The organism is Buttiauxella sp. AC038, assembly GCF_979253565.1.
In genome coordinates, this window is record NZ_CEEDCQ010000001.1 from 2,267,970 (window position 1) to 2,280,901 (window position 12,932).

Sequence of the window (12,932 nt, forward strand, 5' to 3'; positions counted from 1 at the left end):
AGATTACGTACGATCGTTAAAACCATTTTCTGCGGCGGTTGCTTTGTACCATTCGCCACTTTTCTTGATGGTGCGTTGCTGTGTCTCGAGATTTAACGAGACAAAACCGTAACGGTTTTTATAGGCGTTGCACCAGGACCAGTTATCAATAAACGTCCACATGTGATAGCCGAGGCAATGGCTGCCTTCGCTGATGCCTTTATGCAGCCATTTCAGGTGGTCGCGCACGAAATCAATGCGGTAATCATCCTGAATCTGGCCGTTCTCGTCGAAGCGCTGTTCGTTTTCAACGCCCATGCCATTCTCGGAAATATAGCAATTTGGGTTGCCGTAATTTTCACGCAGGTTGGTGAGAATGTCGTAAATCCCTTGCTCGTAGATTTCCCAGCCGCGATACGGGTTCATTTTGCGGCCTGGCATTTCGTAGGCTTCAAAGAACCATTCCGGCATGAACGGGCTGTCAGGGTTTACCAGTGAATCGCGGCATTTGATGCGGCGCGGCTGGTAGTAGTTGATACCGAGTAAATCGACGACACCTGCCGCCAACAACTCTTTGTCACCAGGCTGGCACGCAGGCAACTGGCCATGCTCTTTCAACAAGGCCACCAACTCTTGCGGATATTCACCACGCAAAGCAGGGTCAAGGAAGCTGCGGTTAAACATCAGGTCAGCGATGTTCGCCGCTTTCACATCCGCAGGGTTTTGCGAACGTGGGTAAGAAGGGGTGAGGTTGAGGATAATACCGATTTCGCCGCCGTCATTACGCTCGTGATAAGCCTTTACCGCCAGAGAGTGGGCGATCATGGTGTGGTAGGCAACGGTGGCTGCACGTTTGAAATCCACCACGTTCGGGTAATGGAAGTCGTACAGATAGCCGCCTTCGACGGGTACAACTGGCTCATTGAAAGTAAACCAGTGCTTCACGCGGTCGCCAAACAGCTCAAAGCAAACATTAGCAAATTCCGCATAGGCCGTGACAACGTCACGGCTTTCCCAGCCGCCTTGCTGCTGCATGACCATCGGCATATCAAAGTGGAACAGGTTGATAAATGGCTTAATTCCCTGAGCCAGCAGTTCGTCAATAACCTGATTATAGAAGGTCACAGCTTCCTGATTTACCGCACCGCGCCCTTCAGGGATCAGGCGTGCCCAGGAAATTGAGGTACGGAAAGTATTGTGATTCAGCTCTTTCAGCAGGGCGATATCTTGCTTCCAGTTCTTATAGAACGTGGAGGTGTCTGCCGGGCCAACGCCGTTATGAAAACGGGTTGGTTGTTCTTTAAACCACTGATCCCAAATGGTGGCAGACTTGCCAAAAGAGAGCGTTTCACCTTCAGTTTGCGGTGCTGAACTGGCGCTGCCCCACCAAAAATTATCAGGAAATACGTATTTCATTTTCGTTCCTCGTTTGACGTGCCTGCCATCCGGGCAGGCAATAAAAAATATCAGTTTGCTGTAATCGGGCTGTCATTCTCCTGCGTATTACGTTCTTCATCCTGTTTCAGCAGGGTGCGTTCGTAAGCCTTCAGGAATGGGTAATACATCACAGCCGACATGACCATACAAATCAGGCACATGATTACGGGACTTACCGCCCAGTTTGCAGCCCATGAAGCGCCAATAGGTGCCGGCGTGGTCCACGGCGTCAGCGAGACAACCTGTGCAACCCAACCTAATTTTGTGGCGATATAAGCAAGCGTTGCGTTAATCATTGGTACCAAAGTAAACGGCAAGAAGAACATCGGGTTCATGATGATTGGTGTGCCGAACAAAATTGGTTCGTTGATGTTAAAGAAGCTTGGCACCACGCCCATTTTGCCGATGGTGCGCAGATGAATCGCACGGCTACGTAACAGCAAGAATGCCAGTGGCAGCGTTGACCCAACACCGCCAATCAGCAAATAGTGGTCCCAGAAACCTTGCAGATAGATATGCGGCAGGACATTGCCCGCAGCCAGAGCGGTCTGGTTAGCGGAAAGGTTAGCCATCCAGAACGGGTTCATGATCCCGGTGACGATAAGCGCACCATGAATACCGGCAAACCACAAAATCTGGCAGATAAAGACGGAAATCAAAATCGCAGGCAGCGAGTCGGATGCGGAAACTAACGGCGCCAGCAGATGCATAATCGCTTCGGGAATAATCATCCCTGTGGTTGACTCAATAAATAAATTCAGCGGGTGCAAGGTGGCAACAATCACCACAACCGGAATCAGAATTTCAAATGAGCGCGCAACGCCTGTCGGCACTTCTTTCGGCAAACGGATGGTGATGTTGTGGCGTTTTAATAACGCGTACATTTCACTGGCATAAATCGCCGTGATCAGCGCGGTGAAAATGCCCTGGCCGGAGAAGTACTGCGTTGAAATCTGCCCGTCTTTATACGGTGCGGCGACCAGTAAAAAGGCCATAAACGCCAGTAAGCCGGTCATTATCGGGTCGAGCTTATAGTGCTTCCCGAGGCTTGCGCCAATACCGACAGAAATAAAGAACGTCATCACACCCATGCTGAGGTTAAACGGCAGCATTAACTGTTCACGGTAGGTGAGAGAGAAATTCAGCCATGATCGCGCAAAAGTCCAACTGCTGTCTGGCGAGAATGGCGGGAAGATAAACACTAACAAGAAAGACCCGATGATCATAAACGGAAGGGCGGAGATAAAACCGTCGCGAATGGCGATGACATGGCGCTGAGAGCCCATTGCTCCTGCCATTGGCGTGACTTTTTGCTCAATCACATTGACCATTTTTTGGTACATGCTCATGGCGGTATCCTTGCTATTGTTTTTTGGAAAGTGGACTGATTGTGAAACAACATGGAAACCGGTTTCCAATGAATAAAGAGATAAGTGTTAACGGGATCAAACTCGTGAAGAAAGTAGCGCAGGAAACGTGAAGGGACTCACATTTTGTTAAGAAAATGCAACATGTTTGCAAGGATTGAATTTACCCCGGCGGAGCCGGGTGGAAATCAGTGCGGAACCCGTAAACCGTTTTCGACGCCACGAGTGAAGACGACTTGCCAGAGCTGGATATCACGTGCACGGAAGGCACCGGCACAAGCATTCAGATAATAACTAAACATGCGTTTGAATCGTTCTGAATAGTTATCTGCAATTTCCGGCCAAAAGTTATTGAAGCGTTCATGCCAGGCCATCAATGTTTTGTCATAGTCGGCGCCAAAATTGTGCCAATCTTCCATCACAAAATGACCTTCGCTGGCATCGGCAATCTGGCGCACTGATGGCAGGCAGCCATTAGGGAAAATGTACTTGTCTATCCATGGGTCAACACCGTTAAAGGTTTTATTCGAGCCAATGGTATGCAGCAGGAAAATACCGTCGGGTTTTAGGTTGCGGTCGGCAACATTAAAATAGGTGGCATAGTTTTTCGGCCCAACATGTTCGAACATGCCGACAGAAACAATGCGGTCGAATTGCATATCCAGTTCGCGATAGTCTTGCAGTGCAATATTAACGTTAAGCCCGCTACAACGCTCTTGCGCCAATTTTTGTTGTTCGGCGGAGATGGTTACACCATGAACGGCTACGCCGTAATTCCGGGCAGCAAATTCTGCCAGACCGCCCCAGCCGCAACCAATATCAAGTAGCGTCATTCCTGGCTCAAGATGCAGCTTATCGCAGATCATTTTAAGCTTGGCGTTTTGTGCATCACTTAGCGTAGTAGCGTCTTTCCAATAACCGCAGGAATATTGCATATGTTCATCAAGCATGCGGCTAAATAAGTCATTGCCCAAATCATAGTGTTCTTTACCGACTATCCACGCGCGTTTTTTGGATTGCAGATTAACTAAGCGCGCGGCGGCTACACGTAGCGTGTCTTTTAAATGGTGGGGGAGTTGCCGCTCAAGTCCGGCGCGAATGGCATTATGGAAAAAAATATCCAGTCGTTCGCAGTCCCACCAGCCGTCCATATAGCTTTCACCAAGACCCAGTGTACCCTCTTGCAGAACACGCTTAAAAAAATCGGGATGCTTAACCTGTATATCGAAGGGGCGTGGGCCATTAATTTCTACCCCTGCCCGCGTGAGCATATCGTTCACAATCCGATACCACGGGTTATTTCTTATTCTGACTTCTTCTATACACGATGAACTCATAGCTTCTCCATCACCAATGTGAAAGGAACCTTAAAACAGCGTAGACGCTATTTTGGGCATGTGAGAAATGTCACGGAAAATTCCGTGTGCCTGATATCCGACGTAGAACAGAGAAAGGGGGCTTGGCGCCCCAAAAACAGCTGTAAAACAAAAACGGGAGCCAAGAGGCTCCCGTTTTAATTTGATTATTATGGTGTTATTTGTTGAGCCGTTTATGAGTATAGGCTCGCTTAAGCGGTGATTCAATCACATATTCTTAGCAAGCTAATCATGTTGAGGCTGAGCAATTTTAATCTTAATGTGCATCCGATTCAGCCGGTTGCCAGACTTCGGCATTTTTACGACGCTGAAGCAGATAACCCAGCATGGCCAGAACAATTGTTACCAGCATGACACTGGTGGTAGTCAGCAGTGGTGTAGCGACCAACCACGACACCATCAAACTTGCCAGGAAGCACAGGCCCAATTGCAGCGTGTTTTGCAGCGCAGCGGCTTTACCTGTGGCTTGTGGGAAAGGCAACAGTGCAGAAGCAACAACGATTGGGTAAATCGCCCCGTTGGCAATCGCCATGATACAGAATGGGATGAGCAGCATGGTCAGGTTTGCGTGTCCACTTATCGATACCGCCCAGGTGCCGAAAACACTCAACGTATATAACGCAAGCAACCACGGCAGCATTTGCTTGCCTTGCCATTTTTGCAGTGCGCTACGGCAGCCATAACCACCAATCAGGAAGGCGATAGTTTGCGGCACATAGCTCAGGCCAATTGCCGCCGGGCTGTAACCCATATCGTTCAGAATAAACGGAGAACCGGTCAGCCAGGCAAAGAAGCTGGCAGAGCAAGCTGCGTAAATCAACACGTTGCCGCTATAAACACGAGAGCGCAGTAACGACATAAAGCTGACTTTATTGTCTTCTGTTTGCGGGTGATGCTGGGTACGTGGTTTCAGACGCAGAGTTGGGATCATCAGCACCAGGGTGATTGCAAACAGGGTGGCGAAGATCGCCTGCCAGTCGAAGTGCACCAAAATCCAGCTACCGAGCAGCGGTGCCAGTGCCGGAGACAAGCCAACCAGCGGCATAATCGTGGCGAAAATACGATTTGCGCGGTTTGCCGGGTAGTAATCGGTCACCAGTGCCTGCCAGCTTACTGCGGCAGAACAAACACCAACGGCCTGAACGAAGCGCAGCACCAGCAGAGCGGTGGCACTTTCTACCCACAACATTCCAATACAACCGACGGCGAACAGACTCAGACCGGCCAGCAAAACTGGTTTACGTCCGAAATGGTCTGACAGCGGCCCCCACATTAACTGGGCAAACGCAAAGCCCGCAAGGAACAGGCTCAGGCTCGCACTAACGGCGGAGGCATCGGTCTGTAAATCTTGCTGAATGGCAGCGAAAGCAGGCAGATACATGTCTGTGGCAAGGAAGCCCAGAACACTTAATCCAGCCAGCCAGATAAGAAATCCTTTTGATGGTTGCATAATTTTCTCTTGTTTTATCTTGCAGGTTGATCGCCGCGAGAGTGTACGGAGTGCAAATAGGCTTGTGAAACGCTAATATTTGTAGGTTGCATTCAAAAATTTTGTGAGCAGAGAAATGTGGTCAGAATATTCGCTGGAAGTGATAGATGCGGTAGCGCGCAATGGCAGCTTCAGTGGTGCAGCACAAGAGCTGCACCGCGTTCCGTCAGCTATCAGCTATACGGTACGGCAACTTGAAGATTGGTTAGCGGTTCCGTTATTCGAACGTCGCCATCGGGATGTTGAATTAACCCCCGCAGGCGTCTTTTTCCTGAAAGAAGGCCGCTCTGTTATCAAAAAAATGATGACGACACGGCAGCAGTGTCAACAGATCGCAAATGGATGGCGCGGGCACCTGGCTATCGCAGTTGATAACATCGTTAAACCTGAACGAACGCGTCAGTTGGTGTTGGATTTTTATCGTCATTTTCCGGATATCGAACTGCGTATATTCCAGGAAGTGTTTAACGGCGTGTGGGATGCGCTGGCTGATGGGCGAGTTGAAGTCGCGATTGGTGCGACACAAGCTATTCCTGTCGGGGGGCGTTATGCGTTCCGCGATATGGGGACGTTGAGTTGGCGCTGTGTGGTGTCATCAAATCACCCACTGGCACAGCAGGGCGGAACCTTAAGTGATGATGATCTGCGAGCCTGGCCGTCGTTAGTACTGGAAGATACCTCCCGTTCGCTACCGAAGCGTATTACCTGGCTTTTGGATAACCAGCGTCGAGTTGTGGTTCCAGACTGGGAATCTGGCTCTGATTGTCTTAGCGCGGGTTTATGTATTGGTATGGTGCCATTGCATATAGCAAAGCCGTGGTTGGCTTCAGGGCAGTGGAGTGAGCTGACGCTCGATAACCCGTTCCCGGACGCGGCATGTTGCCTGACATGGCGGCAAAATGATGCTTCGCCAGCTCTGGCCTGGCTGCTGGAGTATTTAGGGGATAGCGAGACGATGAATCAGGAGTGGTTGCAAGAGCCTGCTTAGGCAGGCTCCTTTGACTGTTTTTAGCGGCGGTAATCGCGGAATGGGCCATCTGCCACTGAACGGCGTTCAATCAGGCGCGGATGTACTTCAATTGATTGCGACTCTTCGCGTTTATTGACGATTCTATCCAGCAGCATATTGAAAGCTGTTTCACCCAGCGAGTCCTTCGGCTGGTGAATGGTGGTCAATGCCGGTGTGAAATAACGAGCGTTACGCACGTTGTCATAACCGATAATGGAAATATCCTGCGGTACGCGTAAACCCATTTCATCAGCAGCACAAATTGCGCCCATCGCCATAATGTCGCCGCCGCAGAATACTGCGGTAGGGCGCTGAGACTGACCGATAATCTGCTGCATGGCGCGGTAGCCTGACTCAGGTTCAAAGTCACCTTGCACAATCCAGTTCTCAGGAATAGCGATCCCAGCTTCTTCCAGCGCCTTCATAAAACCAGCATGGCGGCCGCCACCGGTATTACGCTCCATTTGGCCAGGGATTGCACCAATTTCGCGGTGACCACGTTCAATCAAATAACGTCCAGCCAGATAGCCACCGTGGAAGGCATTATCGACAACGGAGTCGGTGAAATCTGCGCGGGCTTCGCCCCAGTCCATCACAACCATTGGGATGTGACGATACTCTTCAAGCATAGTCAGTAATGATTCCGGATATTCAGAGCACATCACCAGCAGCCCATCGACGCGCTTTTGCGCCATCATGGATAAATAGGCGCGCTGTTTTTCGAAATTATTGTGCGCATTACCCAAAATCAGGGTGTAGCCTTTTTCAAAGCAGCTATTTTCGACAGCTTCGATTATCTCGGCAAAATAGGGTGCTTCGCTAGAAGTAGCTAGCAAACCAATCGTTTTGGTGTGATTAACTTTCAAGCTACGCGCGACGGCGCTCGGCGAATAGTGCAATTGTTTGATTGCCGCCCAGACCGCGTTACGTGTTTCTTCCGCCACAAAACGGGTCTTGTTAATCACATGTGATACGGTTGTAGTGGAAACGTTTGCGAGCTTCGCTACGTCCTTGATTGTCGCCATTAAATTTCACTCCGGGCCATATCGTAAACCCCTGATAACCAATGTGTTAAACGTTTGCGTACGCCAACTCCTGAGGCAACGTTAAGGTTGCAGGTATGCCGGGATTGCGACATAAAACGGGAGGAGGGCGTTGAATAGATGGTACGCAATAAATTAGCGTGGGATTTTGGCCTATCCAGGAGAAAAGTGAAAGAGGGAAAAGCGATATCAGGTTAAAACCAGGGGGATTTTTATGTCTGATTGTGGGAAAATCAAGCCGACACACCGATTGTAGGGTAATAAAAGGAGTTTGCTAATGAGTACCGATCTGAAATTTTCAATCATGACCACGGTTGTTGTTTTGGCACTGATTGTGTGTGGCGCGTTAACCGCCGTACTGCACTGATACATCGCTCTGATTAAAATGGGCCGCAATCGCGGCCCATATATTTTAGGTTTTATGCTGCCAGATTCTTAGCAACAAACTCCCAGTTCACCAACGCCCAGAAATGCTCAAGATAGCCAGCACGAGCATTGCGGTAGTCGATGTAGTACGCATGTTCCCACACATCCACAGTCAATAACGGTGTTGCCGCTGTTGTTAGTGGGGTACCCGCGTTTGAGGTAGAGACAATCGCCAGAGCGCCATCTTCTTGTTTGACAAGCCAGGTCCAGCCAGCGCCAAAGTTTTTAATAGCTGCATCAGTGAACTGCTGTTTAAACTCAGCAAAGCTACCAAACGACTTATTAATGGCTTCCAGAAGCTCTCCAGTTGGTTCACCGCCAGCATTTGGTGCCAGGCAATTCCAGTAGAAGGTGTGGTTCCAAACCTGTGCTGCGTTGTTAAACACGCCGCCTTCGGAAGTACGAACGATCTCTTCGAGATTTTTACCTTCAAACGCAGTGCCCTTAACCAGATTGTTCAGGTTAGTGACATAGGTTTGATGGTGTTTACCGTAATGGTATTCCAGAGTTTCGGCGGAGATATGCGGTGCTAAAGCATCTTTTGCATATGGTAGTGCAGGTAGTTCGAACGACATTGCTGACTCCTTATTACCCTTCATACTTCGAGCTGCATCTTTGTTGGCTGCGATGCAACTCGAATTATTTTGGGTATCTATTGTTAAACATCACTTTTAGTGCGGGTTTAGGGTAACAAATTGAAAGGATAAGCAAAAGAGGGAACTCACCTGCCCAAGGAAGGGCAGGCGCAGGTTTTCGATAAATAGAGTTTAACGAATTGTTTTAGGGGTCATAACGCGTTTGGCACCGACATAGTGGCGCTGCCAGTAGTCTTCGCTTAGTGAGGTTATCTGGATATCTTGTCCGGTACGCGGTGACTGAATAAATTTACCGTTGCCCACGTACACGCCAACATGGTCAGCGGTGCCCCGACCTTGGGTGCGGAAGAAGACCAAATCACCAGTTTCAAGCTCCCCACGATCTACAGATGAGGCATCACGCAGGTGATACATCTCGTTAGCGGTACGAGGAATACGGAACTTCACTAAATCTTTGTATGCGTAGTAAACCAGACCGCTGCAATCGAAACCGGTAACCGGCGAGGTGCCACCCCAACGATACGGTTTGCCTATCTGGCCCATCAATTTGTTCATTGCCGTTTTTTGTGCTTTTTGCACACGGACTTTATGCGCCGCAGCAATCGTCGTTGGCTGCTCTGATTTAACTTTTACACAATGCGCTTTATGGCCTTTACGCGGCTTGCTGCATTTTTCGGTGAAAGTAACAGGCTGGACTTTTGCGAGCTTAGAGGTTTTATTGCGGGAGTTTTTTGCAAGATTCTTTGTTTTAGCGCTGCTGGCATTTTGGGCGGTTTTACTTTTTGCGGCAGTTGTTTCTTTTTTCTTGCTGGCTGTTTTGACTGAGGTGGTGCTTTTTTTGCTGGTGGTAGTGGTTTTACTCTTACTGCTTTTTTCTGTGCTCTTCGTTGTGCTTTTAACAACGTGCGCTTTTTGCGCAGCCACGGGACGAGCGTGCTCAGACGCATGCGTCAATGGTGTATACGGCAAGGTAAATAGCAGAGCACAGAGCGTGATAGAAATTTTTGTTATCCGCGCCACTCGACAATCCCCTGGTGAAAATGAATGCATGAGAAAAACCATCATGCCCGTGTATGATTTTGCGAAACCCGCCGATTCTAATCTATTAAGCACGATAAAGTTAATAACCTTTTACTATTCGTCTTGCTGTTTCGTTACCGGACGCAAAAAAATTAACCAAACTAATGGTTGCAAGGCTATTTATTGATCAGGCTTAGGGTCATTTGCTGATTTTCAGTGGCGGGAAAAGTGTTATTCTTGATACATGTTGTCCCTCCATCGCGTATGACAGAAAAGCCCTATAAAAAATGGTGTTTTCTGGAGAGGGCGTCAATCGCTACAATGGCAGACTAATGCCAGCACTTGGTTTGAGGAAGCAAGCAATGAGCACTATTGAAAAAATCCAACAACAGATTACTGAGAACCCAATTCTTCTTTATATGAAAGGTTCTCCGAAACTGCCTAGCTGTGGCTTCTCCGCCCAGGCTGTGCAGGCGCTATCCGCTTGTGGTGAGCGTTTCGCGTACGTTGATATTTTACAGAATCCAGACATCCGTGCTGAGCTGCCAAAATACGCTAACTGGCCTACTTTCCCGCAGCTGTGGGTTGATGGTGAATTGGTTGGCGGCTGCGACATCATTATTGAGATGTATCAGCGTGGCGAGTTGCAGGCACTGATTAAAGAATCTGCTGCCAAGCATAAATCTGAAGAGCCAGACGCAGAGTAATTTGCAACTGGAGTCAGACCTGGAGTGAAATAAAAAGCGACCTGTTAAGGTCGCTTTTTTTATGCTTCGGATTCTGGCTCAGCCGGTAAGGGAGTGGCCAGCCACCGAGTCGTTTCCAACGGTTAACGATTTCGCAAAAAAGCTCGGCGGTTTGCTCAGTATCATATAGAGCCGAGTGCGCCTGGCTGCTGTCAAATGGCATACCAGCGGCAATACACGCTTTAGCGAGTACCGTCTGGCCGAGAGCCAACCCGCTAAGTGCAGCAGTGTCAAAGGTCACAAATGGATGGAACGGGTTACGTTTTAAAGAAGCACGTTCTGCCGCTGCCATCATAAAGCTGTGATCGAATGTCGCATTATGCGCGACCATGATCGCGCGGTTACAACCGCTGTCTTTAATGCCTTTGCGCACCATTTTAAAAATGGCGTGCAGCGCGTCATATTCACTCACTGCACCACGCAACGGGTTATGCGGGTCGATACCATTAAAGGCCAGCGCTTCAGGTTGAAGAATTGCGCCTTCAAAAGGTTCAACATGGAAATGCAGGGTTTCGTCAATCGATAACCAGCCGTCTTGATCCATCTTTAACGTGATGGCTGCGACTTCAAGTAAAGCATCGGTTTTAGCATTAAACCCGGCGGTTTCAACATCAATTACTACCGGATAAAAACCACGAAAACGGTCGCACAGGCTATGCAGTTGCGTGTTGTCAGACATCAGGATCTCTTAATACGGGAAAAAGCAGCGCGTATTATGGCAAATTTTAACAAGGGAAGCTAACGGGCGCAGAGAGCACCCGTAACAGGATATTAATTACCCAAGCCTTTACCTGCGTCTTTGCTTTCGATCAGCTCAATTTTGTAGCCGTCAGGATCTTCAACAAAAGCGATAACGGTGGAGCCGCCTTTTACCGGGCCAGCTTCACGGGTGACATTGCCGCCGTTTTTACGAATACGTTCACAGGCTTCAGCCGCATCATCAACGCTCAGCGCGATGTGACCATAAGCATTGCCTAAATCGTAGCTATCGGTGCCCCAGTTATAGGTCAGTTCGATAACCGCTTCTTCGGTTTCCGGGCCATAACCAACGAACGCCAGAGAGTATTTGTATTCAGGGTTTTCACTGGTACGCAGCAGAGTCATGCCCAGCACGTTAGTGTAAAATTCGATGGAGCGTTGCAGATCGCCGACACGTAGCATGGTGTGAAGTAAGCGCATAAAATCCTCTTTTCCTCATCATTCTTCAAGTTGTACAACCTACCTACAACCCGAATTATTTGGCTAAAATTAAAGGGTTAATTTCTAAATGTAAGGTAAGTATAGCGGCGAACTAGCGCCGCTATCAATGAGAGGGGTCTATAAAGTCGGGTAATCGGTATAACCTTCTGCGCCACCACCATAGAAGGTTTCAGGGCGCTGGGCGTTGAGTTCTGCATTGTGATGCAGGCGTTCAACCAAATCCGGGTTAGCGATATAGTCACGGCCAAAGGCTACTGCGTCGATTAGGCCTTTCTCGATTAATGTTTCGGCTTTTTCTGGCGTGTAAGCACCGGCACCGATGATCACACCGTTAAAGCGCTCACGTACTTTCTGACGGAATTCTTCGGTATAAGGTTGACCGCCAGCCCAGTCTGGTTCAGACATGTGCAGATAGGCAATGCCACGTTTGTTCAATTCTTCAATCAGATACAGTGCATCGGCTTCTTCATCCGGGCCGTTATCGACATTCTGGAAAGAACCAATTGGCGAGACACGAATGCCAATGCGATCGGCACTCCACTCTTTACTTGCAGCATCAACCACTTCTAATACCAGACGTGCGCGGTTTTCGCGGCTGCCACCGTATTCATCAGTACGATGGTTGGATGTTGGTGACAGGAACTGGTGCAGCAGGTAACCGTGTGCAGAGTGTAATTCGACCATATCAAAGCCAGCATCGCGTGCATTACCTACAGCCTGGCGGAAGTCATTCACAATACCAGGGATTTCATTAAGCTCAAGAGCACGTGGCATTGAGGTGTCGACGCGAATGGCATGGCCATTTTCATCACGTAATGAGGTGCGCGTTCCGGCAGAAATTGCAGATGGCGCAACCGGTGCCTGCTGGCCTGGCTGAATACTGGTGTGAGAAATACGGCCGGTATGCCACAGTTGTACCGCTATACGACCGTCCACGGCGTGAACGCCTGCGGTAATTTTCTTCCATGCTGCGATTTGCTGATCGCTATGCAAACCTGGAGCGCCTTCATAACCTTTAGCTTGCGCCGAAATTTGCGTTGCTTCGCTGATAATTAACCCAGAACTTGCACGCTGACGGTAATACTCACCCATCAATGGCGTTGGAATATCGCCAGGTACAATGCTACGCAGGCGGGTTAATGGCGCCATAAAGATACGGTTAGGCGTGGTAATCGCGCCGACTTTCAGTGGAGTGAATAATTTATCTGCTGACATATAAAACACCTCTAATAGACCGGTCGTCT

The 12,932-nt window shown here is 49.1% G+C and carries 13 protein-coding genes; 3 read left to right on the plus strand and 10 right to left on the minus strand.

Going from position 1 to position 12,932, the window contains the following annotated elements; all coding sequences use genetic code 11:
- Positions 1-3: 3 nt before the first annotated feature.
- The 4 genes from AC0IXI_RS10785 to punC form a co-directional block, all read right to left on the minus strand.
- The gene (locus tag AC0IXI_RS10785) at positions 4-1,395 is read right to left on the minus strand and encodes a glycoside hydrolase family 1 protein (RefSeq protein ID WP_471682391.1); all 1,392 of its coding nucleotides are present in this window, start codon (positions 1,393-1,395) and stop codon (positions 4-6) included.
- Between the two features lie 50 nt (positions 1,396-1,445).
- Positions 1,446-2,765, minus strand: coding sequence for a PTS sugar transporter subunit IIC (locus AC0IXI_RS10790; protein ID WP_064511772.1), 1,320 nt, complete (start codon positions 2,763-2,765; stop codon positions 1,446-1,448).
- A gap of 206 nt (positions 2,766-2,971) precedes the next feature.
- Complete coding sequence (gene cfa / locus AC0IXI_RS10795; RefSeq protein ID WP_134182273.1) at positions 2,972-4,120, minus strand: cyclopropane fatty acyl phospholipid synthase; 1,149 nt, start codon at positions 4,118-4,120, stop codon at positions 2,972-2,974.
- 295 nt (positions 4,121-4,415) lie between these two features.
- Positions 4,416-5,609 carry a purine nucleoside transporter PunC gene (punC, locus tag AC0IXI_RS10800; protein WP_471682392.1) on the minus strand — a complete coding sequence of 398 codons (1,194 nt, stop codon included), beginning with the start codon at positions 5,607-5,609 and terminating at the stop codon, positions 4,416-4,418.
- A 115-nt stretch (positions 5,610-5,724) separates the two neighbouring features.
- On the opposite strand from punC, the gene punR reads away from it, so the two are divergent.
- A complete protein-coding gene (gene punR, locus AC0IXI_RS10805; RefSeq protein ID WP_064511769.1) occupies positions 5,725-6,636 on the plus strand; it encodes a DNA-binding transcriptional activator PunR in 912 nt (303 codons plus the stop codon).
- A gap of 20 nt (positions 6,637-6,656) precedes the next feature.
- Here the strand turns inward: punR and purR are convergent, their stop codons facing one another.
- Positions 6,657-7,682, minus strand: a complete 1,026-nt coding sequence (purR, locus tag AC0IXI_RS10810; protein WP_064511768.1) for an HTH-type transcriptional repressor PurR — start codon at positions 7,680-7,682, stop codon at positions 6,657-6,659.
- A 295-nt stretch (positions 7,683-7,977) separates the two neighbouring features.
- On the opposite strand from purR, the gene cydH reads away from it, so the two are divergent.
- Complete coding sequence (cydH, locus tag AC0IXI_RS10815; RefSeq protein WP_034455366.1) at positions 7,978-8,067, plus strand: cytochrome bd-I oxidase subunit CydH; 90 nt, start codon at positions 7,978-7,980, stop codon at positions 8,065-8,067.
- A 52-nt stretch (positions 8,068-8,119) separates the two neighbouring features.
- Here cydH and sodB read toward each other — a convergent pair whose 3' ends face one another.
- Together sodB and AC0IXI_RS10825 are read right to left on the minus strand one after the other, a co-directional pair.
- The gene (gene sodB, locus AC0IXI_RS10820) at positions 8,120-8,701 is read right to left on the minus strand and encodes a superoxide dismutase [Fe] (RefSeq protein WP_064511767.1); all 582 of its coding nucleotides are present in this window, start codon (positions 8,699-8,701) and stop codon (positions 8,120-8,122) included.
- 192 nt (positions 8,702-8,893) lie between these two features.
- Complete coding sequence (locus tag AC0IXI_RS10825) at positions 8,894-9,742, minus strand: C40 family peptidase (protein ID WP_064511766.1); 849 nt, start codon at positions 9,740-9,742, stop codon at positions 8,894-8,896.
- Positions 9,743-10,104: 362 nt separating this feature from the next.
- On the opposite strand from AC0IXI_RS10825, the gene AC0IXI_RS10830 reads away from it, so the two are divergent.
- Positions 10,105-10,449, plus strand: coding sequence for a Grx4 family monothiol glutaredoxin (locus AC0IXI_RS10830; protein WP_064511765.1), 345 nt, complete (start codon positions 10,105-10,107; stop codon positions 10,447-10,449).
- Positions 10,450-10,462: 13 nt separating this feature from the next.
- Here the strand turns inward: AC0IXI_RS10830 and rnt are convergent, their stop codons facing one another.
- The 3 genes from rnt to nemA all read right to left on the minus strand — a co-directional run bounded on the left by rnt (position 10,463) and on the right by nemA (position 12,903).
- A complete protein-coding gene (gene rnt, locus AC0IXI_RS10835) occupies positions 10,463-11,167 on the minus strand; it encodes a ribonuclease T (protein ID WP_471682393.1) in 705 nt (234 codons plus the stop codon).
- 92 nt (positions 11,168-11,259) lie between these two features.
- Entirely contained in the window at positions 11,260-11,667 is a 408-nt protein-coding gene (gloA, locus tag AC0IXI_RS10840; RefSeq protein WP_064511763.1) for a lactoylglutathione lyase, read from the minus strand.
- A gap of 138 nt (positions 11,668-11,805) precedes the next feature.
- On the minus strand, positions 11,806-12,903 hold the full coding sequence (nemA, locus tag AC0IXI_RS10845) for an alkene reductase (RefSeq protein WP_064511762.1): 1,098 nt from the start codon (positions 12,901-12,903) through the stop codon (positions 11,806-11,808).
- Positions 12,904-12,932: the final 29 nt, after the last annotated feature.

Excerpts from the sequence above, each read along its gene's own strand:
- AC0IXI_RS10785 (WP_471682391.1), bottom strand. The coding sequence starts at position 1,395 with ATGAAATACGTATTTCCTGATAATTTTTGGTGGGGCAGCGCCAGTTCA.
- AC0IXI_RS10790 (WP_064511772.1), bottom strand. The coding sequence starts at position 2,765 with ATGAGCATGTACCAAAAAATGGTCAATGTGATTGAGCAAAAAGTCACG.
- cfa (WP_134182273.1), bottom strand. The coding sequence starts at position 4,120 with ATGAGTTCATCGTGTATAGAAGAAGTCAGAATAAGAAATAACCCGTGG.
- punC (WP_471682392.1), bottom strand. The coding sequence starts at position 5,609 with ATGCAACCATCAAAAGGATTTCTTATCTGGCTGGCTGGATTAAGTGTT.
- punR (WP_064511769.1), top strand. The coding sequence starts at position 5,725 with ATGTGGTCAGAATATTCGCTGGAAGTGATAGATGCGGTAGCGCGCAAT.
- purR (WP_064511768.1), bottom strand. The coding sequence starts at position 7,682 with ATGGCGACAATCAAGGACGTAGCGAAGCTCGCAAACGTTTCCACTACA.
- cydH (WP_034455366.1), top strand. The coding sequence starts at position 7,978 with ATGAGTACCGATCTGAAATTTTCAATCATGACCACGGTTGTTGTTTTG.
- sodB (WP_064511767.1), bottom strand. The coding sequence starts at position 8,701 with ATGTCGTTCGAACTACCTGCACTACCATATGCAAAAGATGCTTTAGCA.
- AC0IXI_RS10830 (WP_064511765.1), top strand. The coding sequence starts at position 10,105 with ATGAGCACTATTGAAAAAATCCAACAACAGATTACTGAGAACCCAATT.
- rnt (WP_471682393.1), bottom strand. The coding sequence starts at position 11,167 with ATGTCTGACAACACGCAACTGCATAGCCTGTGCGACCGTTTTCGTGGT.
- gloA (WP_064511763.1), bottom strand. The coding sequence starts at position 11,667 with ATGCGCTTACTTCACACCATGCTACGTGTCGGCGATCTGCAACGCTCC.
- nemA (WP_064511762.1), bottom strand. The coding sequence starts at position 12,903 with ATGTCAGCAGATAAATTATTCACTCCACTGAAAGTCGGCGCGATTACC.